The following is a 24028-nucleotide window of genomic DNA, read 5'->3' as shown; positions in this document are numbered from 1 at the left end:
AGTGCTATTTACGTATTTCAGCGAAGGTTGCATTCAGTACTTTTGCGAGATCGTTAGGAGCAAGTTCAATATCTAATCCACGCTTTCCACCTGAAATAAACAGTGTGGCATATTGCTGAGCTTGGTCGTCAATTACCGTTGGCAGGCGTTTTTTTTGGCCTAATGGACTAATGCCACCAAGTAAATACCCAGTAGTCTTTTGGGCTATTTGTGGATCTGCCATTTCAACTTTTTTGACTTTAAACACTTTGGCGACCTGTTTTAAATCTAATTGCCCTGAAACAGGTGTAACAGCGACGGCTAACGTTTTTTGATCACCATTGAGCGCAACCAATAAGGTTTTAAACACCTGTTTGGCATCTAACCCAAGTTTTCGTACTGCTTCATCACCAAAGTTACTTTCATTTGGGTCGTGGTCATAAGGATGTAAAGTGAAGGAAATTTTTTGTTTTTCGAGTAATTTCACGGCTGGGGTCATTTTGAGCCTTCTATTTATAACTTATAGCTTTATAACTTATAGCTTAATTTCGCAAATATTCTACCAGACTATTTTCACCAAACAGATGTAATGCACCAACAGCGACAACATAGTTACCATCAGGAAGTGATTTAAGCTGCTCACTCCAATTCGCATTTCGTTGCTTCATCAATACTTGGTAAATGTCTTCGCTAAAGGTATTAGGTAAAGCCGTGCGGTTATTGGGTTGGTAATCTAGCCACCAGCTTATCATTGTCTGTAGCGAGCGCGCATTTTCACGCCAGTGGTTCAATGAGTCTTGTAACAACGCTAACCCATTATTAGGCAAAGAAAGCAGCAATTCAACTTGAGAGGCGGTTCCTTCTAACTCAATAACTGGTTTGAGTTGTGATTGCGCATTACGGATAAGTTGGTAGTCAATACCATAATGGCCTCTGAGCCCTAGCTCTTGAGCTTGGGTCGCTTGCAAGATCAGGGCGATTTGCCATGAGGGTAAGGTATCAAAGCGTTCGGGGGATTGGCGGAGCTCTAAACAATATTGTTGAAAAAGATGATATTCATCATCGGTTAACCGCTGTTCTACAGGAAGATGCTCTGCTACATCATTAGGAAATGGGGAGTGAGTTTCAGTGATATCTGCTTCAACAATTAAGGCATCTGCGAAATTAAGTTTATCTAATAATGTGGCAGACAAAGGAAACATATTCTCTGTTCCCATATGGATACTCCCCACAACGTGCAATTTAAGGTTTTTTGATAGCCGAATATCAACCGCAGGGTAAGGGTAAACTGGAGCAGTTTCCGTATGAAGCCAGTTTTTTAAATTTTCAATCAGTTTGCCCACGATTTCGTCCCTGCGCTATTTCTCATTTTACTAGGTTAAACAATCTTGCCGCAATTTGCGAATGCTCATCACCGATTACGCATTTTTTAGCTGACTGATTTTTTCGTGGAGGCGAGACAAAGTAAAAAAATGCCCCTAATAAAGGGGCATCATAGGGTTAGTTATTCTTACTAATGCCTTTAAATACACTGAGTAAAGCGAATAAGCTAAAGGAACTAAACACCATTTCGATCCCAATTAGTGTTGTCAGTAAGGTAATTGATGTAATTGGACCATTACCGATGAGTAAATAGGCAATAAAGAAATCTAACAGCCCAATGATGATTTGTAACCAGCCACCCGCTGAGCTAATTTGTTGGAAGCCGACATAGAGCCGGATCACCCCACCAACAATAAATAACGCGGCCACCAAAATAGCCAACGCCACTAAACTTTGTAACGGATCTTTAATAAACGAGTAGCCGACAATAATATAAATAAGACCAATAACAAAACCAAATAACCGTGACCAACCAGTATAAATCACCGTACTCAAGATGCTGACTATCGCACCAACACCGCCAATAATCAGCAATACACCCAGTACTGTACTGACGGCAATACCGGAGATCATCGGGTTGATAATACAAAAAAGCCCACCAGCTAACAGTAAAATGGATAAGATCACCAGAAAGGTGCGTTGTTTTTTAAACTCTTCTCCCGCAAGTTTGGCGAGTTTCTCACGATCAATATTAAGCATTTTGTACTCCAAATATTAAATAACTAACTATTTATAAGTATAGGCTTAGCTTTCACATAATAACATCTTAGTTAGTATAAATTTAATCAGCTTTAGTTGTCTTCGTGTAGATTTGCATCATTTTTTATACTTTAAATAACACAGAGAGTCATGTGTAGCGTAAATAGAATCTGCTAACTACCAATATTATGGTTAATTTAGTTAACGATCTAAAATATCTAAATATTTTTCTTGATCTAAATTTGGGAAATGGCGAGTCGCAGCAGTTAAAATAATTTCTTTCATCAGTTTTTTTGCATTATGGCTGTCTTTTAAGCGGATCGCATCAAACAATAATTTATGCATTTTAACTGACTCGGTTGTTTCCCTCGCACTTTTTTCTTGCGTATGTTTGAACGACAAAATGAGTGCTTCTTGGATGGCATTCCCGATTGAAAATAAAAAAGGATTATGACAGGCTTTGAGTAATGCGTAATGGAAGTCAATATCACCTTGTTCGAATAAAGCCAAAGAATCTTGCTCATGGCCTTTTTGCATTAAAAACCAGGCTTTCTCTAGGTCTGCTAAATCTGCTCCTGTAGCAAAGCTGGCAGCTAGTGCGGAAGCATTAGGTTCAAACATGAGCCTTAATACAACGAGTTGTTTGAATAGTTCAGGAGAAACTCCTGCTTTGCCAACCCATTTAAGTAGGTCGTAATCAAGAAAATTCCATTCATCCCTTGGATTAATAACACTTCTTTTCTTTGGCTGAATAGAGATAAGCCCTTTACTGGAAAGTTGCTGTAGTGCATTGCGAATTGATGTTCTTGATGCGGAAAATTGTTGTGCGAGCTCATTTTCACCAGGTAGCATATTATCTTTATAATACCCAAGAATAATTTGCATCCCGATTTGTTGCATAATCGATTGAGCTAATGTTTGCTGAGGCTCGGCCATTAAATTAAAACCTTATTTTGATGTAATATTGATGACTGTAACAATCTATCATGATTGGCGTTCAACTGCCTGCTGATCTTTGTTCGTGTGACTAAAATAACGTAACTGATATAGATTCTACCGCCAGTTATACGGTTTATTTTTTACTGTAAGGTGAGGTTGATACTTACAAAAAAGTAGACGTAGATAACAAATAACAAAAACTAATCCCTCCGTAAATACCAATAAATTCAACATTATCAAATGATTATTATTTTTTTCTTATTTTCACCTAGTTGACACAATAAAATCATGTGATACAAATTACATTAACTTGTATTACAAGATTGAGGTGGACAAAGTGTATTGGATTGCGGTGGATTGGGGTACTACAAATTTTCGTGCTTTTTTAATGAAAAAAGATGAAATCATTGATGAGGTTATTGGAACTGAAGGAATTTTATCCGTTACTGAAAACCAATTTGATGTTGTTTTATACCGTAATATTGAGCATTGGCTAACATCGAAAGGGAACCTTCCTATTTTATTAGCAGGAATGGTTGGCTCCCAAAAAGGTTGGTATGAAGTTCCATATCAAGAAGTACCAATAACCGCAAAGGGGTTAGCCGAGTCACTGAAAGAATTAACCACATACTGGGGTAGTAAAGCGTGGATTGTTCCAGGTATTCAAAATTTAAGCCAGTATGCATTACCAGATGTTATGCGTGGAGAAGAAACCCAATTACTTGGATTAGCAGACAGTGCAGATACTTATGCAATTCTGCCAGGAACACATAGTAAACACAGCGTTATTTCCCACGGTGAAATAAAAACGTTTACTAGCTTTATGACAGGGGAGCTCTACTCCTTATTAATAAACTCATCAATGATTGGTAAAGGATTGCCAAAACAGATTGATAATGAAAAGTATTTCTTAACAGGAATCGAAAAATCTAAGGAAAATATTCCATTTACACATTTAATTTTCTCTGCCAGAACTAAACAATTAAATAAAGAAATACCTGCTGAATTTGTTGGCAGTTATTTGTCAGGTATTTTAATTGGAATTGAATTAAAAAATGTAGAGTATGAAAATAAAATATGGGTAATTACAAATGAGTCATTAGGTGAAAAATATATCGTTGCAGGTAAATACTTTGGCCTAAATATGGAATATGTATCTGGTAATGGGTGTTTTCTAAAAGGTGCATTTAAATTAATTAATCAATTAGGTAATTAAAATGAAAAATGGAACAGAGTTCGAAGTACATTGGAGTAATAATAAGTACCCATTCATTGCTATATTGAGAGGGTTAACGGTAGAACATGCAATTCCAGTTTGTAGTGGTTTGATTGATAAGGGGATAAAATATATAGAAGTGCCCTTGAATACTGATTATGCATATGAAGTTATTGAGTTATTAATTAAAGAATTTGGTAATCAAGCAACTATAGGTGCAGGAACTGTTCTCAAAATAGAACAGGTTCAAAAAATCAAAGATATTGGTGGGGAAATTATTATCTCACCTAATTTGAATGAAGATGTTGTTCGAAAAACTAAAGATCTACAAATGATTAGTTGCCCGGGCGTTTACACAGTGACTGAAGCTTTTAATGCAATAGAATATGGTGCAGATATTTTAAAATTTTATCCCGCAGATATGATAACACCAAAAGTACTTAGTGCAATGTTAACTGTTCTGCCTAAAAAAGGCTTATATTTTCCAGTTGGAGGGATCTCTGCGGACTCTAATCAATTAAATGCTTATATAGAATCAGGGGCTAATGGATTCGGTATTGGCGGAAGCCTATATAAGCCAACAATGAGCGTTGAGGAAGTCTTGAAAAATGCAGATAAATTAATAGATGCATGGAATAATCGATAATGCCAAAAAGTATTTTTGCATTTGATACTAAAGTTATAAGAAGCCCTCAAGCTGAATTGGGTGAGTCACCAATTTGGTGTCATCACACTAATTCGCTACTTTGGGTTGATATTAAAAAAGGGAAATTATTTCGGTTTTATCCTGATTTAAGTGATGTTATAGAAATACAGGATATTCCAATATTAACGAGTGCCGTTTTACCAACGAACATAAAAAATTTTTTTATTTTGATTAATATCAATGGAGTTTATGTTTTAAATTATAAGACTAAAGAGTTGAGTATTTACTTTGAATTTGAGTTTAACAATGAAGGAATAAGAACTAATGAATGCCAAATTTCACCTGATGGAAATATTTTTATCAGTGTGATGGATAAAAATGCCAATAATCCTATAGGTAGGATTTATGAGTTCAATGTTAAAAGAAAGGAATTGAACTGTATTCATTCTAATTTACTTATCCCTAATACTATGCAGTGGTTTGGCGGTGGATTTTGGTTTGCAGACTCAGGGCGTAAAGTTTTTTATCGAAAAGATTTAAACACAAATGAGATTAAAGAGTATCCAGTTAATTATATTGCAGATGGTTCGGCTCTAACCAAAGAAGGTATTTTAATTAATGCTTGCTGGGGAGATAAATGTCTTGCTTTATACGATTTGAATAATTCAATGCAATTAATAGGAAAAATAATAGTTGGTTCCTCTCAACCAACGAGTTGTATATTTTCAGGAATTGACCAATCAACCCTTTATGTAACTTCTGCTTATGACGGGTTAAAAAAAATAACTACAAATGATGGAAGGGTAACTTCCATTAAAACAAGTTTTATTGGTCAACCTAGTAACACATTTGTACTGTAAAAATTGATGGAGAAAAAAATGAGTAATTGTGGAGGGTGTTCTTCTTGTAATACACACTTTAATCCTAGTTTACAAGGAGACAGTGGGGCCTTAAAACGAGCTTTATATAAAGCGAGTGGCCATACAACAGAACAATTAAAACGCCCAGTTATTGCGGTCGTTAATAGCTACACCAATGCAACGGCGGGCCACGTTAATCTTAATGAACTTACCGAAAATGTATTAAAAGGGATCGATGAAGGAGGCGGTGTTGGTATGGTTTTCGGTACTATCGCGCCTTGTGATGGTATTGCTGAAGGGCATTTTGGTATGCGTTATGTCTTAGCATCCCGTGAAGTTATCACCGCTTCTATTGAATGCATGATGAGGGCGCATCGATTTGATGGAATGGTGCTACTCGGTTCTTGTGACAAGATAGTTCCAGCCATGCTAATGGCCGCAGCGCGTTTAGATGTTCCTGCGATCCTTGTTAATGGTGGACCAATGTATCCAGCTGAATATAAAGGAAAACATTGGGACGGAAACATTATAACGGAAGCTATTGGGTGGAAAAAACAAGGGTTAATCGATGAAGCAGAATTTGAACATATAGAAAATATCGCAGAGCCTGGGCCTGGTTCATGCACAATGTATGGTACAGCGAATACGATGTGCTGCATTGCAGAAGCGATGGGGATGTCTTTATCTGGTGGTAGCACGTTGCCTGCGGTGTCGAAGGAGCGTAGGTTGATTGCTATTGAGTCAGGAAAAAAGATAGTTTCTTTAGTACTGAAAGATATCACCGCACGTCAAATTATTAATAAGAAATCCATACATAATGCAATGGCTTACCTATTGGCAACAGGCGGGTCAACGAATGCCATTCTTCACTTACAAGCGATTCATTATGAAGCAGGGCTAGGGCACTTGCCTTTAAAATCATTTGATGAATTGAGTTATAAAGTTCCTCTAGTATCTGCTTTATATCCCGCATCAGAGCACGACATGATTGATTATTGGGAAGCTGGTGGCGTTCCTGCAGTCGAGCATGAAATTTCATCTATTTTATTTTCAGACACAATGACTGTTGATGGTGAAGAAAAAGGTGCTTTGTTAGCCAGAAATATGAAGACAACACGCCCAGAAGTCATAAAAACATTGAGTGATCCTGTGCGCAAAGAGTCAGGAATTGCAGTTCTGACGGGTAATTTGTCGCCTCTAGGTTGTGTGGTTAAACCTGCTGCGGTTCCTGAAAACTTGATGTTTTTCGAAGGTAAAGCAATCACTTTTAATAGTGAACAAGAATCTGTTGATGCAATTATGAATGGTCAAGTAAAACCAGGTAGCGTTCTTGTCCTACGTTATGAGGGGCCAAAAGGTGGTCCAGGCATGCCTGAAATGTACCTACCAATGAAATTACTAGAAGGTATGAATTTATCAGACAGTTGTGCATTAATTACAGATGGAAGATTTTCAGGCTCTAATCGAGGTTTGTTTGTTGGTCATATGTCTCCTGAGGCTGTAGAAGGGGGAATTATTGGTTTAATTGAAGATGGTGACTCTATAGTTATAGATATTCCTAATCGACAAATATCACTAAAAGTGTCAGATGAAATTTTAGATTCAAGAAAGCAACACTGGATTCCAGTTCACAAAGAAGTCCCTCGTGGTTTTTTACGTTTATATCGAAAAAGTACTTCTTCAGCAGCTCTTGGCGCTATATTTATTGACGATGAGGATCTGTAATGAAATATCAAGTTAATGACATAATTGGTGTTAATCCAATTATTGCAGCACCATTTGATAGATATGGTGAAATAGATGAACAGGGTTTTTCTAACATTATTTCTTATTTAAATTCGATTGGTGTTAATGGTGCAACGCTATTTGGCGTTGCAAGTGAATTTGCTAAATTTAATGATTATGAACGTGATTTATTAGCGGATATTTATCTTAATCAATCAGAGGTTAATTTTTATAAGGCATTATCGGTCACTGATCACTCAACTGAAAATGCAATTAAAAGAGCCAAAAAATATGAACAGCTTGGTGCGGATGCTCTGATGCTACTTCCTCCCTTTTTTTTGAACCCATCTCAAGCCGCCGTCGAGAAGCATATTCAAGAGGTATTAGAATCAGTATCAATTCCTGTTATGTTGCAATATGCTCCTAATGAAACAGGGTTTCTCATTACGCCATCAAAAATGGCACAGTGGAGTGAAATTTATCCTAATGCGGTTTTCAAAATAGAATGTAACCCTCCGACAGAATATACCCAAGAATTTTTGAGCTATGTACCTGATGCTGTAGTGCTTAACGGCTATGCAGGTCTATATATGCTTGACATGCTAGATATTGGTGGGAAAGGTGTAATGCCAGGGTGTTCTTTCTCGGAAATTTATGTCGAAATATATCGTCTTTGGGTAAATAAAGAGAAAGATAAAGCGCAAAAGCTACATGGACGATTATTGAAATATATTAATCAATGGATGACACATTGCGAATATATTATTCAAGTAGAAAAAACAATTCTAAACAAAAGAGGGATTTTAAAAAGTGATTATTGTCGAAGACCTAATTATTCACTTAATAATGATGACATGAAAACAATCGCTGAATTTATGAATGAGTTTAACTTAACGCCAATTAACGGTGGAGGGTGATATGGGTAATTCATCACTGATTTCTGAAAATGATAAAATAATAGAGAAAGAAAAAGATAAGGTTTATAGAAAAGTTATATTTAGGTTAATTCCTTTTCTTGTTCTATGTTATTTTTTTGCCTACCTAGATAGAGTGAATGTTGGTTTCGCAAAATTACATATGCAGGAGGACCTTAGCTTTAGTAATACAGTTTATGGGCTCGGTGCTGGTATATTTTTTATTGGCTATTTTTTATTTGAAGTGCCTAGCAACTTATTAATGCAGCGATATGGTGCGAGATTTTGGATCGCTAGAATAATGGTCAGCTGGTCAATATTATCTGCACTAACTATGTTTGTTCAAACGCCGACTCAATTTTACGTTGTCCGTTTTTTATTAGGTGTTGCGGAAGCAGGGTTCTTTCCTGGGATTGTGTTCTATTTGACGCTATGGTTTCCATCATGGCGTTCAGCTAAAACATTGGGGCTATTTATATTAGTAACGCCTTTATCGACAATTTTAGGTAGTCCATTATCAGGTTTTATTTTAAAGATGTTTGATGGTGTTGGGCCCTGGTATAACTGGCAATGGCTTTTCTTAGTTGAAGCAATACCTTCATTTTTATTGGCATTTGTTGTTTTAAAATATTTAGATAACGATGTTAAGTCAGCAAAATGGCTAACAGATGAAGAGAAATTGGTCATACAAGATGATCTAAAAAAAGATGGAGAACAAAAGAAAAAAAACAGTGATGGAAAAGTCGCTGCTAGTCTGAAAGATTTGTTAAAAAACAAGTATGTTTGGCTATTATCACTAATTTTCTTTAGTTTTAACATTGGTTATTATGGAATTAATTTTTGGTTGCCATCCATAATTAAATCGTCTGGGATAACTGATGACTTATCAATTGGTTTTATAGCGGCATTACCTTATTTGTTTGGTTCTATATTTATGTTGTGGAACAGCTATCACTCAGATCTTAAAAAAGAGAGACGTTGGCATATTGCTATTCCAGCGATATTAGGTTCTATAGGGTTAGTCTTTAGTTCTTTAAATGAAGGTTCGACAATAGCAATGATGTTTTGGATCTGTGTTGCTATCTCAGGAACTTTAGCTCTAATTCCTACTTATATTAGTTTACCGGGTGCAATTTTCTCAGGAACTGCTGCAGCTGCTGGTATAGCGTTAGTTAATTCGGTTGGAAATCTGGCAGGTTTTTTTGGGCCGACGGTTTTAGGATGGTTAAATGATTTAACAGGTAGTTCTGGTATCGGGTTACTTATATTAGCCGGTTTTTTAGCTTTATGTGCACCGTTGATATTTCTCATTCCAGCTAAATTAGTTAATCCTGAAATAAAAAATAATTAATAAACATAGCAAAAGATAGAACAGGTATCTTAATATGAATAATAATTCTAGAGTTGTTGTTGTTACTGGCGTCAGTCAAGGTATTGGCTATAGTATTTGTGAGACGTATTTGAAGAATGGAGATATTGTCATTGGATGCGCTTGTGAACCCAAAAATAAAAATATTTCTCTCTTAACAGAAAAGTACACTGATAGTTTTTTTTATTATGAAGTTGATGTTTCTAAAAAAAATGAAATTACAAACTTTTCAAAAATGGTAAGTGAAAAATTTGGAACAATTAACGTTTTAGTTTCAAATGCAGGAAAAAATATATTCAAAGGTATTGATTGTGACGAAGAAGATTGGGATCACAATTTTGACTTGAATTTAAAATCACATTGGAGAATGGCTAAAGCATTCAAGCCGTCATTAGAAAAAAGTAATGGTGTAATTATTATTATTACATCTAATCACGCGTATCACACATTACCAGAATGTGCACCCTACAATATAAGCAAAGGGGCTCTTCTATCTCTCGTTCAAAGCTTAATGTTAAATTGGGGACCCACAATAAGAACAGTCGGTATTGCACCGGGTTTTATTGATACAGAAGGTAATCAAACCTATTTTGATTCTTTTGCGGATTCACGTAAAGCACGCCAAGAAATTGAAAATAAACACTGTGTTAAGCGAATCGGTAAGCCGGAAGAGGTGGGCAAGCTTTGTTTATTTTTATCGAGTAGTGATGCTGGTTTTATTGCAGGGACAACTATTTTAATTGATGGCGGTCGTAGTGCCGTTATGCAAGATTAGTGTGGAGAATACACTATGAACACAGAAATAATTGGTTTAAGTACATTAGATTATGTGATTTTTATTACTTATGCGATTGTTATTATTGGAATTGGTTTATGGGTCTCCAGAACTAAAAATGGTCAAACAAAAACGACTGAAGATTATTTCCTTGCAAGTAAAAGTCTACCTTGGTGGGCTATTGGTGCCTCAATAATTGCAGCGAATATATCTGCAGAGCAATTTATCGGTATGTCCGGTTCTGGTTTTTCAATTGGATTAGCGATTTCAGCATATGAATGGATTGCTGCGATAGGGTTAGTGGTTGTTGCTAAATTTATATTACCAATTTTTTTAAAAGAAGGAATTTATACAATACCGGAGTTTGTTGAGAAACGTTACAATAAATCGTTAAAAACAATTCTAGCTATTTTCTGGATAGGGTTATTTGTTTTTGTGAATTTAACCTCAGTATTATACTTAGGTGCATTAGCATTAGAAACTATTCTAAATGTTCCAATGATGTATGCGATTGCAGGATTATCAATATTTGCTGTCGTCTATTCAGTTTATGGTGGGTTATCTGCTGTAGCATGGACTGACGTCGTTCAAGTTTTTGTTCTTATCCTTGGCGGTTTTTTAACTGCATTTTTAGCGATAGACTATATTGGTGGAGAACAAGGCTTTTTTTCAGGATTAGGTCAATTAACGCAAGCGGCACCAGAGCATTTTGAAATGATCCTTAGTAAAGACCATCCGCAATTTGAAAATTTACCAGGTATCGCTGTTTTACTTGGGGGATTATGGGTCGCTAACTTGTACTATTTTGGATTTAATCAATATATTATTCAAAGAGCATTAGCTGCTAAATCCACAAATGAAGCGCAAAAAGGATTAGTTTTTGCCGCATTTATTAAATTCTTATTGCCTATCATTGTGGTTATACCGGGAATTGCGGCTTATGTTATTGTAAATGACCCTGCTTTATTGGCAGGATTAGGAGAGTATGCGACATTTAATTTACCAAGTTTTGAACAAGCGGATAAAGCTTACCCATGGTTAGCTCAATTTTTACCCGCAGGTGTTAAAGGACTTGTATTTGCAGCTTTAACTGCAGCAATTGTCTCTTCATTAGCTTCAATGCTTAACTCTATCGCGACAATATTTACGATGGATATCTATAAAGAGTACATTGCGCCTAAAGCTAGCCAAAAAGTTTTAGTTAATGTCGGTCGTTTCTCTGCAATTATTTCATTAATTATTGCGAGCTTTATTGCACCATTACTGAAAAATCTAGGGCAAGCATTTCAGTATATCCAAGAATATACAGGTTTAGTCAGTCCTGGTATTTTAGCGGTCTTTTTATTAGGGATATACTGGAAGAAAGCAACATCTAAAGGCGCTATTTGGGGAGTAGTTCTATCAATTCCATTCGCTTTATTCCTGAAGCTGATGCCATTCGGTATGCCATTCTTAGATCAAATGCTATATACATTTCTGTTTACTATTGTTTGTATTTTCGTAGTGAGTTTAACAAATAATACAGGCGATGATGATCCGAAAGCGATTATATTGACCGCGAAAGAATTTAAAACGAGTGCAGCATTTAATATCTCGTCATATGCCATCTTTATTATCTTCGCTATGCTATATGCAGTTTTTTGGTAATTTCCGTAGTATTAGATACTCTTAATATAAAGGGCCTCAGCAATTTGAGGCCCTTTTATATGCTATTTATTAGCATAGGCAACGAAATATAAATAAGTTAGCCATTATTTCTCAGGTTTAAAGCGTAATAAGCGGTTGGCGTTACTGACCACGGTAATGGATGATAAGGCCATTGCTGCACCTGCAACAACAGGGTTAAGTAAAGTCCCCGTAATTGGGTATAAAATACCCGCCGCGATTGGAATGCCTAATGTGTTATAAACAAAGGCACCAAATAGGTTTTGCTTCATGTTACGCAGTGTTCCTTTTGAAATAGACACTGCATCGGCAACGCCATGTAAGCTTTGGCGCATTAAGGTAATGGATGCGGTCTCAATCGCGATATCACTACCGCCACCCATCGCAATACCAACGTCAGCTCGGGCTAGAGCAGGGGCATCATTGATACCATCACCGACCATCGCCACTTTGTGGCCTTTGGCTTGTAAGGCTTCAATTGCAGCGGATTTTCCGTCTGGCATGACGCCTGCAATCACTTCATCAATACCCGCTTCTTTGGCTATCGCATTGGCGGTTACTGGGTTGTCTCCGGTTAACATGACTAAACGGAAACCTTGTTTATGTAAACGCGCCAGCGCACTTATGCTGTCTTCACGTAATGGGTCACGGATAGATAATAGCGCAGCAACTTTTCCATCAATAGCTAGCAATACAGGGGTTACGCCTTGAGTCGCTTGTTGGTGTAGCGTTTCTTCCACGTCACGGGTATCAACATTATTTTGCGCTAACAGTTTTTGGTTACCTAACAAAATAGTTTGGCCGTTAATTATTGCACTAATACCTAACCCAGCTAAGGTTCTAAACTGTTCATTAGCCGGCAGCGTTAAACCTTTTGCGCGATTTAAAACAGCGCGAGCTAGTGGGTGATTAGAGCCATTTTCTAATGAAGCGGCATACTGTAAGGCGGTGTCTTGTTCGAACCCATTAAACACATGGATATCTGTAACTTGAGGCATTCCTTCAGTCAATGTACCTGTTTTATCAAATACAATAGTATCTAATTCACTGGCTTGCTGTAATGCATCCGCATCGCGTACTAACACGCCAAACTCAGCTGCTCGGCCCACGCCAGAAATAATCGACATTGGTGTTGCAAGGCCTAGCGCACAAGGACACGCAATAATTAATACGGTTGTTGTGATAACGAGTGCGTAAGTAATTTGTGGTGCAGGCCCAACAAAGTACCAAATAGCACCTGAAATTAAGGCAATACCCACAACAATGGGGACAAACACGGCTGAAATTCGGTCAGCAAGCTGGCCAATTTGTGGTTTACTACTTTGTGCTTGGCGAACAAGGTGGATAATTCGTGCTAAAGTCGTTTGGCTACCGACAGCAGCGGCACGAAATAGTACGGTACCATCTTGTACCACGGTTCCGGCATGGACTTGATCCCCTTTACTCTTTTGCTGTGGGATCGGCTCACCGGTTAGCATGGCTTCGTCTAGCCAGACCTCGCCTTCGATAATTTCACCATCAACAGGCACACGGTCACCGGTTGCTAAGCGTAAAACCATCCCTTTTTTGACTTGCTCCAGTGGCATATCCACTTCGCCTTGCTCTGTGACAACACGTGCTGTTGGTGGCGTCAAATCTAGCAAACGTTCAAGAGCTTTTGATGAGCGCTGGCGAGCGCGTTGCTCTAAGGCGTGACCTAGGTTGATAAGACCGATGATCATGGCACTGGCTTCATAATAAAGGTGTCTGGCTTGGTCAGGGAACCATTCAGGCCAAATATTCACCACAATAGAATAGAGCCAAGCTGCTCCTGTTCCTAACGCAACTAAGGTATCCATAGTGGCACTGCCATTTTTCAGGCTTTGCCATGCATTGCGATAAAAGTGCCCACCTGCAAATACCATGACTGCAAGGGTTAATACACCTATGGTGAGCCAGATGGTATGGTTTTGCTCAGTCAGCACCATGTTATCGCCCATCATCCCCCACACCATCACAGGGATACCAAGGGCAAGTGCTAATGCTGATTGCCAACGGAAGCGATGCATATTAGCTTGAGCAACTTCTTGTTGGCGCTCACGACGCTTGGCTTCATCTTGAATGATCTCTGCGCCATAACCTGCTTTGACAACAGCATCGATTAAATCATTAGGTTCAGCGGTTCCGGTGACTAAAGCGCTACGCTCAGCTAAGTTGACTCGTGCATTTTCAACACCCGGTACGCTATTTAAGGCTTTTTGAACTTTATTGACACAACTGGCACAGGTCATGCCATCAAGCAGTAACTGTACACTGTCATCCATTGGGCTAATTTCAGGTTGTTCACCTAAATCAGACTCTTGTGCCGGGATCTCACAGATTGCCGCTGAATCAGCTTCCGGCTGTTCAGTTGTGGTACTCAGCGGCTCAGTTTTTGGGTGAGATCCCTCCTCTGTAGCTTGGTAGCCAGCGGCTTGAACTGCCGCAATTAAGGCTTCTGCGGATGCGGTACCATGGACAACAGCGGTTTGGGTATCGACAGTTGCGCTATCAACGCCGTCAACGGCTTCTAGCGCTTGCTGCGTTTTAGCGGCACATTTCATGCAACTTAGACCCGAAAGGGCTAAAGTGATCGCCTTAGTTTGGGCAATTTCTGCGTTATAGCCCGCTTGTTGAACGGCTGCGATTAACGCTTGTGCATCAGCTGAACCGTACACTTTGGCGCTGGTGGTATCGACAACAGCGGCAGCGACACCGTCAACCTCTTCGAGAGCTTTTTGTGTTTTACCTGCACATTTCATACAATTGAGGCCGGAGAGCTGTAACTCGGTATCTGGAGTGTTAGCCACTTCAGCTTCATAACCTGCATCAACGATGGTTTTAATTAAGTCAGCGACATTGGCATCACTTTCCATCACGGCATAATCGATAGTGACTTTTAAGTTAGCGACATCGCCACGCCCTTCGAGCGCTTTAGTGACTGAACCGACACAATGCATGCAGCTTAGTCCCTGTAATTTTAAAATAATCATGTTACTCATTTTGCAGCCTCCAAAACCCGTTTGATGTATTGGGTCTATAACTTTATCTACAATTAGGTCTATAATTCGACAATGAACAAAGGTTACACCTTCCAGCAAGGTTAAGGTCAAGAGGAATTATGAATATTAGTGAAATTGCCAAAAAAACTGGCCTAACTGCAAAAGCTATTCGTTTTTATGAAGACAAAGGGCTAATTACCCCCCCTGAAAGAGGGGAAAATAGCTACCGTTATTATCAAGAACGTCATTTAAACGAACTTGTATTGCTCAAACAGGCAAAAGATGTGGGTTTTACCTTGGATGAATGTGGCGAACTATTAGGTTTGTTTCGTAATCCAACCAGACATAGCGCAGATGTAAAAACGACAACGATAGCCAAGATAAATGAAATAGAGCAGACAATCGTTAAATTGTCTGCCATTCGAGATACATTACAAGAGCTTGTGGACGTGTGCCCTGGGGATGATGGTGCAGATTGCCCGATTATTGACCACTTGGCGCGTGGGTGTTGTCACCATGCGAAGGCTTAACCTGCAAGGTGATGCCGTCTACTGCGATGACGACGACTTCGGTGTTGGCACTTAATGGCGTGTCGCTATAGACACGCCAACTGCCATCAGCAAGGCGTACACGGCTAAAACCTTCTTCAGTATCTGACAACAAACGGCCTTTAACACCGATGAGTTGATGGCTAATTTGGTTGACGTTATCAGCCTTGTTTTTTTGCCTATTACTCAACCATTTTCGCCATAAAACAGCGGAGACCACGGTAAAAATAGCAAACAAGACCCCTTGCCACTCCCAACCGATGAATGGTAGAGCCCAAACGATAACCCCAACAAGTACCGCCGCAATACCCGACCATAAAAGGTAGCCTGCGGTTCCAAGAAGTTCACCAATCAGTAATAGCCCACCAAGACACAGCCAAAACCATGCGGGTTGAGCACTGATAAGCTCTATCATTCTTTTACCTGCTTTTTCATGGCACTGGTTTTCTTGCTTTCGCCGATTAGTTCAGTGATCCCACCAATTGCGCCCATTAAATTACTGGCTTCTAATGGCATCATGATGACTTTGCTGTTTTCGGCAGAACCAATACTGGTCAGTGCATCGGTGTATTTTTGCGCCACAAAGTAGTTAATTGCTTGCATATCCCCAGCGGCGATCGCTTCAGATACCATTTGTGTCGCTTTTGCTTCCGCTTCCGCGGCTCTTTCACGCGCTTCGGCTTGTAAAAATGCCGACTGACGTTCCCCTTCGGCTTTGAGAATTTGTGACTGTTTTTCACCTTCAGCTTTCAAAATTGCCGCTTGGCGGATCCCTTCGGCTTCAAGAATATCGGCACGTTTAGTACGTTCAGCCTTCATCTGAGCATTCATCGCACTAATCAATTCTTTTGGTGGTTTCACGTCACGAATTTCGATACGGGTAATTTTGACACCCCAAGGGTTGGTTGCTTCATCCACCACGTGCAACAAACGGCTATTAATGGAATCACGTTGTGACAACATTTCGTCCAGTTCCATGGAACCTAATACGGTACGAATATTGGTCATCGTCAAATTCAGGACTGAAAGCTCAAGGTTACTGACTTCATAGGCAGCACGTACTGGGTCAACGACTTGGATAAAGCAGACGGCATCAATCGTGACGTTGGCATTATCACGAGAAATAACTTCTTGAGATGGGATATCAAGGACTTGTTCCATCATATTGATACGACGGCCAATTTTGTCCATAAATGGCACAATAATATGCAAGCCCGGTTGTAGCGTACGGGTATAGCGACCGAAGCGCTCAACCGTCCATTGGAAGCCTTGAGGTACTGTTTTAACACAGGTAAAAACAATAACGACAGCGACAAAAATGATAATCGGTATTGCACCAAAGGCGAACAAGTCCATATTTAACCCTTAATTAGTAAAGTAATGAATATACTTGGCGACGGTATTTACTGGCAATGGCGTCACCAGTACCCATTGCAGACATAATATCCATCATGGTTTTTCTTACTGCGCCGTCACCTGCACCCAAGTCGGTACGTAAAAAACCGAATAACATTTCCAGCGCTTCTTCGTTGCGGTTTACTTCATGCAGTTTTAGGGCTAATTGAACCGCTAACGTTGTATTTTGCGGATTTTGATTGAATTCATCTTGCAATTGTTGAATTTCAGGGGTGTCCGCAGCTTGCTTTAATAATTCAATTTGTGCGATTAAACCTTGGTAGCGACTGTCTTTATCCTGTAATGGGACAGCTTCTAAAGTAGCTTGTGCGTCATCAACGAGATTTAAACCAATTTGGGTTTCTGCTAATAATAATGTGATATCGCTATTTTTGGGGTTCAGCTGATGCGCTTCTTTTAGCAGTGGCAGTGCTTCTTGTATTTTACCTTCTGCTATTAATTCAGCAGCTTGTGCTGCTTTCATTTCTTCTGGGCTTGGCAGCACACGAGCTAAAATTTCCAATACCACTTCTTCTGGTTGTGGCCCTTCAAAGCCATCAACAGGGCGACCATTTTGCAATACATACACAGTAGGGATCGCTTTTAAGCCAAACTGGCTTGCGATCATTTGTTCTTCATCACAATTAACTTTAGCTAAAATAAATGACCCTGCGTAGTCGTTGGCAATTTTTTCCAACATGGTACCGAAATCTTGGCAATGAGGGCTACGCGGTGACCAAAAGTAAAACATGACGGGTAAGTTCATTGATTGTTCAATGACTTGGTGTAGGTTCGTTTCGTTAATATCAATTATCTGAGCGTTAGCAAACATAAGAAGTCTCTTTTGAATTTGTTATCAATAGAATTTGTGAGCAATAGTAATAAAGTGGGGCTGATTTTGCTTTTTTCAAGCTTTTTTCCCCTGATTTGCCAGTATTTTATCCATTATTTTGTCAGGTAGAATACGTTTTAAGATACGCACAGCGACGGTTAATAACGTGACAGAATAGCGTACTTTTGGGCGGGGGCTTTCTAACGCATGGATCAGTTTTTCTACCACATGTTCTGGTGTTAAGGTGAAACGTGAAGCAATACCTGGGTTTTTAACGGGTTTATCTTTTTGTGTTTGTTCAACATTTTGAGTAAAAGCCGTATGGATCGGGCCCGGTTCAATTAAACTCACTTTCACCCCTGTTCCTACCAATTCTAAGCGTAGCGCATCGGACCATGCTTCCAGCGCGTATTTGCTGGCAGCATAAGCGCCACGACCGGGGGTTGAAATTACCCCCATCACTGAACTAGTTTGGATAATTCGCCCTTCATGGTGCGCTAGCATTGCAGGTAATAGCAAAAAGGTTAACTGGTGAACACCAAAAAAGTTAGTGGAAAATTGTGCTTCAAGTTGTTCACGGCTGACGCTATTTAACGGGCCATACACCCCAAAACCAGCGTTATTGAATAAACCGAAAAGGCGATGATTACAGAGTGTTAGCACCGTTTTAGCCGCGGTTTCTATGCTATTCTTATCATCGAGGTCAAGGGATACCGTGTCATAACCTAGCTCTTTTAGGCGCAAAATATCGCTTTCTTTACGGCAAGCAACAATCACATGGTAGCCACGCTGCCGAAGTGTCTGTGCAGCACAAAAGCCAATACCGCTTGATGCACCTGTGACTAGGACTGATTTTTTGTTTCGTGCCGATGTTTGCATAACTTTACCTTGGTTTCATGCAGCTGAATCTATTTCGGGTATAAAAGAGCGTTTTAATACCCTTGTTTAACGTCTGTTTTATTTACTAGACGGTAAAATGTGTTCGAAAAGCTGTTTTTCCATAAAATCAGCAATGGATGGCTGGGCTTCAACGGTAGGGTGAATACCATCTTGTTGTATCCATTCAGGCTTAGTTATCACGGTTTCCATATAAAACGGGAGTAATGGAATTTGATTACTTTGCGCCAATTTCGGATAGACTTTTTCGAAACTTGTCGTATAACGTTTGCCATAGTTAGGTGGAATGCGAATTTGCATTAAGAGCGGTTTCGCACCCGATTGCACGATTTGATCGATAATTTGCTGTAAATTATCTTCGAGTTGCTCTACAGGGAGACCTTGTAAGCCATCATTTGCACCTAATTCGATCAATACCCAGTTAGGTTTGTTTTGTTCGAGTAAAACGGAAAGGCGTTCTAACCCCTGTGCAGAGGTATTTCCACTAATACTACCGTTAACAATAGCAACGGGTGGGGAAAGTTTCTGCCAACGTTCGGCAAGCAAGGAGGCCCAAGCCTGCTCAGCCGGTAAACGGTAGCCTGCACTTAGGCTATCACCTAAGATTAATAGCTTAGTTGACGCAAGTGCGTGCCCACTTGCAGTCAGTAACAGGAGAAATACCAATATATGTCGGCGAATAATATTCTTGAAGTTCATCATCTCATTAAACGTGTTGGTCAAGGTGAACATGAACTGACTATATTGCAAGGTGTTGAGCTAATTGTCGAGTCCGGGCAAACAATTGCTTTAATTGGGGAGTCAGGTTCGGGGAAATCAACCTTGTTAGGGATTATTGCGGGGTTGGATGACGGCTCAAGCGGAACGGTTAATTTATTAGGCCAAGACCTTACTAAAATGGACGAAGAACAACGGGCACGTTTACGGGCACAAAGTGTCGGTTTTGTGTTCCAATCCTTTATGTTGATCCCAACCTTAAATGCTATTGAAAATGTGCAACTTCCTTCTTTGTTACGTGGTGAATCTGAGTCTGAAAGCTACCAACACGCGGCAAGTTTATTGACGGATTTAGGCTTAAAAGATCGCCTAAAACATATGCCACCACAGTTGTCAGGGGGTGAGCAGCAGCGTGTTGCACTTGCTCGTGCCTTTAATGGCCGCCCACAGATTTTATTTGCCGATGAACCAACGGGGAATCTCGATCGCCACACCGGGGATAAAATTGCAGATTTACTGTTTGATATGAACAAAGAGCATGGAACAACCTTGATTTTAGTTACCCACGATAACGAGCTGGCTGCACGCTGCCAACGCCGCTTGCGCTTGGTCGATGGGCAGTTGAGGGAAGAAGTATGATTTGGCGTTGGTTTTGGCGTGAATGGAAAACACCCTCGTTATTGATTGTTTGGCTTGCGCTTACCCTTGCGGTTGCTTGTGTACTGGCTTTAGGGCGAATTAGCGATCGCATTGAAAATAGCATGAGCTACCAAAGCCGTGAGCTATTAGCGGGTGACTTAGTTTTACGATCTTCTCACCCAAGCGACCCTGCATGGTTACAAGAGGCCCAAAAAGAGGGGTTAACGCTAAGCCAGCAAATATCATTTTCTACCATGGCTTATGCGACGGAAGATGAAGACGCTCGGCCACAACTGGTGTTAGTGAAAGCAGCGGATAAGGCATATCCATTATATGGCGAGCTCATCACAGAACCGGCTGGGGTAACCCCGACAAAAGGGGAGATATTAGTCGCACCACGGTTATTAGAATTATTGAACCTCAATGTAGGGGATAACATTGATATCGGAGATGCGACGCTAAAAGTTTCGGGTAAACTAATTCAAGAGCCTGACAGCGGTTTTAACCCATTCCAGATTGCGCCAAGAGTATTGATAGCAATTGAAGATGCACCATTAACAGGGGCAATTCAATTAGGCAGCCGGTTAACTTATCGCGACATGTTTGCCGGCGATCGCCAGCTTATTGATGTATTTCAACAAAAATATGACCAAGACCTACGAAATGATCAGCGTTGGTTTACGTTAAGCGAAAATAACGGTGCAGTGGGGAAAACCTTCCAACGTGCCCAACAGTTTTTATTGTTGTCAGTTTTATTAACCCTGCTGCTAGCCATTGCTGCGGTTGTGGTTTCAATGACGCATTACTGCCGTAGCCGCCATCAATTAATTGCAGTATTAAAAACCTTAGGGGCAGGGCGTAGCGCATTACGTCAGTGGATTATTGGGCAGTGGTTAGTGATTTTAATTGCTGCGGCTTTACTCGGCTCATTATTAGGTTTGGCTTTTGAAGGCATTTTAATGCAAATCTTAGGGGCTATGTTGCCGAAGGAATTGCCGCCTGCAAGTTTAATGCCTTGGGTTTGGGCGATCGGTACATTATTTATTATTGCGATAATTGTTGGCAGCCGCCCCTATTACCAACTGATGGCAACACAGCCTTCAAGGGTATTACGTGAAGATGCCAAATCACCCGTTTGGCCGCTATATTATTATCTGCCAATTGTTATTTTAATTGTGGTTGGCGGCTTATTTGTGTTTGCTGGCGTTAACCCTCTGTTGTGGTCAATTTTGGCCGGTATTGTCGTGGTTGCCATTCTACTTGCGCTGATTGGTTGGGTTGGCTTATGGGGGCTGCGTCATATTAAGTTTCGCCAATTAAGTTTGCGTTTATCCGTTAGTCGCCTATTGCGCCAGCCGTTACAAACCATCACACAAATGAGTGCATTTTCGCTGTCATTTATGTTGTTGGCGCTGCTAATTTTAGTGCGTGGTGATTTGCTTGACCGTTGGCAGCAACAGTTACCCGCAGATAGCCCGAACTATTTTTTGATCAATATGAACCAGTCACAGCTTGAGCCTGTCACCAAGCTATTGGCTGAGTTTGACGTGAAACCCACCGAGTTCAACCCTGTGGTGTTAGCGCGCTTAACCGATATTAATGACCAGTCAGCAATTGAATGGGCCGATCAACGTGATCCAAATAATAATACGGTGCGACGTGAATTGAGCCTAACTTGGCAATCTGATTTAGCGCCAGCTAATGTGGTTGATAAAGGAACTTGGCCACCAAAAGCAGGTGAAGTCTCGATTGAACAAACGGTCGTTAAAGAGCTTGGGTTGAAATTAGGTGATAAACTCACATTTAACGCAGGGGCCCAGGTCTTTAGTGCAACAGTTAGTAGTATTCGTACGGTTGATTGGGAAAGCCTACGACCAAACTTCTATTTTATTTTCTCTGAAGAAAGCCTTTCTCAGATGCCGGCCACTTGGTTGAGCAGCTTCCACTATGAAGGCGATGGGCAGCTATTAACGCAACTTAGCCGCCATTACCCAACCATTAATGTGCTCGACACCGGTGCAATTATCACCCAAATCCAGCAAATTCTTCAGCAAGTGAGCCAAGCCCTTGAGGTGATGGTAGTGCTGGTTATTTTTTGTGGGCTGTTGCTATTATTGGCTCAAATTCAAGTCGGTATGAGCCAACGGGAACGTGAATTAGTGGTGTACCGAACTCTGGGAGCCAGTAAAAAATTGATGCGTCGAACCCTGTGGAGCGAATTTGCATTACTTGGCTTAATGGCAGGGCTTGCCGCGGCATTTGGGGCAGAAATTGCTTTATGGTTGTTGCAAAGTAAAGTGTTTGATTTCCCTTGGCAACCTGAGTGGAGTATGTGGGTGCTATTACCCTTAAGCGCGGCTTTCTTACTATCCATTTGTGGTGGTTGGTTGGGGTTACGTTTATTAGGGACGGGGAGTCAGCACCGTCGTTTGAATGGTTAAATACTCGTCATACTTCAAGTTGCAGCGTTGTTGATTACGTTCAGCTAGCTGCAACTCGAATTATTTAGAATATAGTGGTGTTAGGGAAATATCTTAATGCCACTATTTATTGAACATTATAAAAACAACTTGTTTTTCAGTAAAATAACTGTCTCTAATCCTTCATAAAAGCTTCATTCATCGACGTTATGATTCCGCCATCAATTATTGATAGCCTTATAATGGAAACATAACAATGCAGAATAACCATTCGATTAAACGTAAGCTGGGCTCGTTATCTTTATTGGCTAGTTTAATTTCATTTAGCATCACAGGGTTTGCACAACAAGAAGTGACCGCAACGTTAGCGGGGCACTCCATTCTTCCAGTTAATTCAACGGTTTCTTCCCCCGAAAATGCACCTTCAGACATGCAAGTGAGTGGTAAATTTACCACTGGCGCTCGTGTTGATAGTTTAGGGAAAGTGGAAGGTAAATCTGCAGATCGCCCAACAGGAATGCATATTCCAATTAAAGGCCAGCCACAGCAAGGGCACTCGGGTATCAAAAGCATGGTGGATGGCACTTACTGGGTTTTAACCGACAATGGATTCGGTAATAAAGTAAATTCCCCTGATTCTATGTTGTATGTCACTCAATATGATATTGATTTTCAATCAGGTAATACAACGCCATTAAAAACGGTTTTCTTCCATGACCCCGATAAAATTATTCCTTTTCATATTACGAATGAGAGTACAAAAGAACGCTATTTAACAGGAAGTGATTTTGACCCTGAAAGCTTTCAATTTGCAGGTGGTGCTCTATGGGTTGGCGATGAGTTTGGCCCTTATCTAATCAAAATGGATTTGGATGGCAAGGTATTAGCCTTGTTTGAAACACAAGTAGATGGAAAGAAAGTTGTTTCTCCTGATCACTACCAAATCACAACACCGGGTAAACCTGCTGATAAAGTGAATTTCCAAGTCAACCGTTCGAAAGGTTTTGAAGGTATGGCGTCATCACCAGACGGTTCTAAGCTCTACCCAATGCTAGAAGGTGCGATTTGGCTTGATGACAAGCAAGATTATGAAAATGTTGATGGTAAACGCGCAGCACGTATTCTTGAGTTTGATGTGAAAAAGCAAGATTGGACGGGTAGAAGCTGGTTGTATGCCTTTGAAGACAATCAAAATGCCATTGGTGATTTCAATCTTATTGATGATACCCACGGCCTAATCATTGAGCGTGATAATGGTGAAGGTACAGCAGATAAAGCCTGCACGGCGGGAAACAGTAATACTGAAAATTGCTTTAGTCATTTAGCTAAATTCAAGCGTGTATATCGTATTGAATTTTCAGATAGCAACGTAGGGAAAGCCGTAGATAAG

The 24028-nt window shown here is 40.1% G+C and carries 22 protein-coding genes; 12 read left to right on the top strand and 10 right to left on the bottom strand.

Features of this window, described 5'->3' with window-relative positions; translation table 11 throughout:
• Nucleotides 1-4: 4 nt before the first annotated feature.
• The 4 genes from ybaK to PR800_RS17615 all read right to left on the bottom strand — a co-directional run bounded on the left by ybaK (nt 5) and on the right by PR800_RS17615 (nt 2997).
• Complete coding sequence (gene ybaK, locus PR800_RS17630) at nt 5-478, bottom strand: Cys-tRNA(Pro)/Cys-tRNA(Cys) deacylase YbaK (protein WP_272531203.1); 474 nt, start codon at nt 476-478, stop codon at nt 5-7.
• Nucleotides 479-521: 43 nt separating this feature from the next.
• Nucleotides 522-1322, bottom strand: coding sequence for a TraB/GumN family protein (locus PR800_RS17625; protein WP_272531202.1), 801 nt, complete (start codon nt 1320-1322; stop codon nt 522-524).
• 157 nt (nt 1323-1479) lie between these two features.
• The gene (locus PR800_RS17620) at nt 1480-2061 is read right to left on the bottom strand and encodes an HdeD family acid-resistance protein (RefSeq protein WP_166265677.1); all 582 of its coding nucleotides are present in this window, start codon (nt 2059-2061) and stop codon (nt 1480-1482) included.
• 201 nt (nt 2062-2262) lie between these two features.
• Nucleotides 2263-2997: a FadR/GntR family transcriptional regulator gene (locus PR800_RS17615; RefSeq protein ID WP_166265674.1), complete on the bottom strand. Its 735-nt coding sequence runs from the start codon at nt 2995-2997 to the stop codon at nt 2263-2265.
• 340 nt (nt 2998-3337) lie between these two features.
• Here PR800_RS17615 and PR800_RS17610 point away from each other — a divergent pair, with 340 nt between their 5' ends.
• Genes PR800_RS17610 through PR800_RS17575 form a run of 8 tightly spaced genes read left to right on the top strand, consistent with a single transcriptional unit; the run spans nt 3338 to nt 12152 of the window.
• Nucleotides 3338-4216 carry a 2-dehydro-3-deoxygalactonokinase gene (locus PR800_RS17610; RefSeq protein WP_206275919.1) on the top strand — a complete coding sequence of 293 codons (879 nt, stop codon included), beginning with the start codon at nt 3338-3340 and terminating at the stop codon, nt 4214-4216.
• Nucleotide 4217: 1 nt separating this feature from the next.
• Nucleotides 4218-4862, top strand: coding sequence for a 2-dehydro-3-deoxy-6-phosphogalactonate aldolase (locus tag PR800_RS17605; protein WP_166265667.1), 645 nt, complete (start codon nt 4218-4220; stop codon nt 4860-4862).
• The gene (locus PR800_RS17600) at nt 4862-5722 is read left to right on the top strand and encodes an SMP-30/gluconolactonase/LRE family protein (protein WP_272531201.1); all 861 of its coding nucleotides are present in this window, start codon (nt 4862-4864) and stop codon (nt 5720-5722) included. Before PR800_RS17605 ends, PR800_RS17600 begins: the two co-directional genes overlap by 1 nt.
• An 18-nt stretch (nt 5723-5740) precedes the next feature.
• On the top strand, nt 5741-7447 hold the full coding sequence (ilvD, locus tag PR800_RS17595) for a dihydroxy-acid dehydratase (RefSeq protein ID WP_166265661.1): 1707 nt from the start codon (nt 5741-5743) through the stop codon (nt 7445-7447).
• Nucleotides 7447-8364 (top strand): dihydrodipicolinate synthase family protein, encoded by a 918-nt coding sequence (locus PR800_RS17590; protein WP_166265658.1) that lies wholly within the window; start codon nt 7447-7449, stop codon nt 8362-8364. The genes ilvD and PR800_RS17590 overlap by 1 nt, the downstream gene beginning before the upstream one ends.
• A gap of 1 nt (nt 8365) precedes the next feature.
• Nucleotides 8366-9712 carry an MFS transporter gene (locus PR800_RS17585; protein ID WP_166265655.1) on the top strand — a complete coding sequence of 449 codons (1347 nt, stop codon included), beginning with the start codon at nt 8366-8368 and terminating at the stop codon, nt 9710-9712.
• A gap of 34 nt (nt 9713-9746) precedes the next feature.
• Nucleotides 9747-10505, top strand: coding sequence for an SDR family NAD(P)-dependent oxidoreductase (locus PR800_RS17580; RefSeq protein WP_166265652.1), 759 nt, complete (start codon nt 9747-9749; stop codon nt 10503-10505).
• 15 nt (nt 10506-10520) lie between these two features.
• Nucleotides 10521-12152, top strand: coding sequence for a sodium/sugar symporter (locus PR800_RS17575; RefSeq protein WP_166265649.1), 1632 nt, complete (start codon nt 10521-10523; stop codon nt 12150-12152).
• A gap of 104 nt (nt 12153-12256) precedes the next feature.
• On the opposite strand, the gene copA is transcribed toward PR800_RS17575, so the two are convergent.
• Complete coding sequence (copA, locus tag PR800_RS17570; RefSeq protein WP_272531200.1) at nt 12257-15190, bottom strand: copper-exporting P-type ATPase CopA; 2934 nt, start codon at nt 15188-15190, stop codon at nt 12257-12259.
• Nucleotides 15191-15309: 119 nt separating this feature from the next.
• Between copA and cueR the strand changes: the two genes are divergently transcribed.
• Nucleotides 15310-15720, top strand: coding sequence for a Cu(I)-responsive transcriptional regulator (cueR, locus tag PR800_RS17565; protein ID WP_094960975.1), 411 nt, complete (start codon nt 15310-15312; stop codon nt 15718-15720).
• Here cueR and PR800_RS17560 read toward each other — a convergent pair.
• From PR800_RS17560 to tesA, 5 genes are all read right to left on the bottom strand, one after another.
• Nucleotides 15674-16153 (bottom strand): NfeD family protein, encoded by a 480-nt coding sequence (locus PR800_RS17560; protein ID WP_166265643.1) that lies wholly within the window; start codon nt 16151-16153, stop codon nt 15674-15676. The genes cueR and PR800_RS17560 overlap by 47 nt on opposite strands.
• Entirely contained in the window at nt 16150-17094 is a 945-nt protein-coding gene (locus tag PR800_RS17555) for an SPFH domain-containing protein (RefSeq protein ID WP_004260315.1), read from the bottom strand. Before PR800_RS17555 ends, PR800_RS17560 begins: the two co-directional genes overlap by 4 nt.
• Before the next feature lie 13 nt (nt 17095-17107).
• On the bottom strand, nt 17108-17965 hold the full coding sequence (locus PR800_RS17550) for a co-chaperone YbbN (RefSeq protein WP_195697607.1): 858 nt from the start codon (nt 17963-17965) through the stop codon (nt 17108-17110).
• Between the two features lie 75 nt (nt 17966-18040).
• Entirely contained in the window at nt 18041-18844 is an 804-nt protein-coding gene (locus tag PR800_RS17545) for an SDR family oxidoreductase (RefSeq protein WP_102139376.1), read from the bottom strand.
• A gap of 78 nt (nt 18845-18922) precedes the next feature.
• Nucleotides 18923-19564 (bottom strand): multifunctional acyl-CoA thioesterase I/protease I/lysophospholipase L1, encoded by a 642-nt coding sequence (gene tesA / locus PR800_RS17540; RefSeq protein ID WP_102139375.1) that lies wholly within the window; start codon nt 19562-19564, stop codon nt 18923-18925.
• On the opposite strand from tesA, the gene ybbA reads away from it, so the two are divergent.
• The 3 genes from ybbA to PR800_RS17525 form a co-directional block, all read left to right on the top strand.
• On the top strand, nt 19532-20218 hold the full coding sequence (gene ybbA, locus PR800_RS17535; RefSeq protein ID WP_102139374.1) for a putative ABC transporter ATP-binding protein YbbA: 687 nt from the start codon (nt 19532-19534) through the stop codon (nt 20216-20218). The genes tesA and ybbA overlap by 33 nt on opposite strands.
• Nucleotides 20215-22659, top strand: a complete 2445-nt coding sequence (ybbP, locus tag PR800_RS17530) for a putative ABC transporter permease subunit YbbP (protein ID WP_195697604.1) — start codon at nt 20215-20217, stop codon at nt 22657-22659. Before ybbA ends, ybbP begins: the two co-directional genes overlap by 4 nt.
• Before the next feature lie 235 nt (nt 22660-22894).
• A partial coding sequence (locus tag PR800_RS17525; RefSeq protein WP_272531199.1) for an esterase-like activity of phytase family protein occupies nt 22895-24028 on the top strand: 1134 nt, incomplete at its 3' end.

The sequence above is a fragment of the Providencia sp. PROV205 genome (assembly GCF_028479505.1).
GTDB classification, from domain to species: Bacteria; Pseudomonadota; Gammaproteobacteria; order Enterobacterales; family Enterobacteriaceae; genus Providencia; species Providencia huaxiensis.
Note: the sequence above shows the minus strand (reverse complement) of the source record. Positions and strands in the feature narration are given on the sequence as shown.

What these genes read in the sequence shown, in the direction of transcription:
- ybaK (WP_272531203.1), bottom strand. Translation starts at nt 478, where the DNA reads ATGACCCCAGCCGTGAAATTACTCGAAAAACAAAAAATTTCCTTCACT.
- PR800_RS17615 (WP_166265674.1), bottom strand. Translation starts at nt 2,997, where the DNA reads ATGGCCGAGCCTCAGCAAACATTAGCTCAATCGATTATGCAACAAATC.
- ybbA (WP_102139374.1), top strand. Translation starts at nt 19,532, where the DNA reads ATGTCGGCGAATAATATTCTTGAAGTTCATCATCTCATTAAACGTGTT.
- ilvD (WP_166265661.1), top strand. Translation starts at nt 5,741, where the DNA reads ATGAGTAATTGTGGAGGGTGTTCTTCTTGTAATACACACTTTAATCCT.
- copA (WP_272531200.1), bottom strand. Translation starts at nt 15,190, where the DNA reads ATGAGTAACATGATTATTTTAAAATTACAGGGACTAAGCTGCATGCAT.
- PR800_RS17580 (WP_166265652.1), top strand. Translation starts at nt 9,747, where the DNA reads ATGAATAATAATTCTAGAGTTGTTGTTGTTACTGGCGTCAGTCAAGGT.
- PR800_RS17620 (WP_166265677.1), bottom strand. Translation starts at nt 2,061, where the DNA reads ATGCTTAATATTGATCGTGAGAAACTCGCCAAACTTGCGGGAGAAGAG.
- tesA (WP_102139375.1), bottom strand. Translation starts at nt 19,564, where the DNA reads ATGATGAACTTCAAGAATATTATTCGCCGACATATATTGGTATTTCTC.
- PR800_RS17605 (WP_166265667.1), top strand. Translation starts at nt 4,218, where the DNA reads ATGAAAAATGGAACAGAGTTCGAAGTACATTGGAGTAATAATAAGTAC.
- PR800_RS17600 (WP_272531201.1), top strand. Translation starts at nt 4,862, where the DNA reads ATGCCAAAAAGTATTTTTGCATTTGATACTAAAGTTATAAGAAGCCCT.
- PR800_RS17585 (WP_166265655.1), top strand. Translation starts at nt 8,366, where the DNA reads ATGGGTAATTCATCACTGATTTCTGAAAATGATAAAATAATAGAGAAA.
- PR800_RS17590 (WP_166265658.1), top strand. Translation starts at nt 7,447, where the DNA reads ATGAAATATCAAGTTAATGACATAATTGGTGTTAATCCAATTATTGCA.
- PR800_RS17550 (WP_195697607.1), bottom strand. Translation starts at nt 17,965, where the DNA reads ATGTTTGCTAACGCTCAGATAATTGATATTAACGAAACGAACCTACAC.
- ybbP (WP_195697604.1), top strand. Translation starts at nt 20,215, where the DNA reads ATGATTTGGCGTTGGTTTTGGCGTGAATGGAAAACACCCTCGTTATTG.
- cueR (WP_094960975.1), top strand. Translation starts at nt 15,310, where the DNA reads ATGAATATTAGTGAAATTGCCAAAAAAACTGGCCTAACTGCAAAAGCT.
- PR800_RS17545 (WP_102139376.1), bottom strand. Translation starts at nt 18,844, where the DNA reads ATGCAAACATCGGCACGAAACAAAAAATCAGTCCTAGTCACAGGTGCA.
- PR800_RS17555 (WP_004260315.1), bottom strand. Translation starts at nt 17,094, where the DNA reads ATGGACTTGTTCGCCTTTGGTGCAATACCGATTATCATTTTTGTCGCT.
- PR800_RS17560 (WP_166265643.1), bottom strand. Translation starts at nt 16,153, where the DNA reads ATGATAGAGCTTATCAGTGCTCAACCCGCATGGTTTTGGCTGTGTCTT.
- PR800_RS17575 (WP_166265649.1), top strand. Translation starts at nt 10,521, where the DNA reads ATGAACACAGAAATAATTGGTTTAAGTACATTAGATTATGTGATTTTT.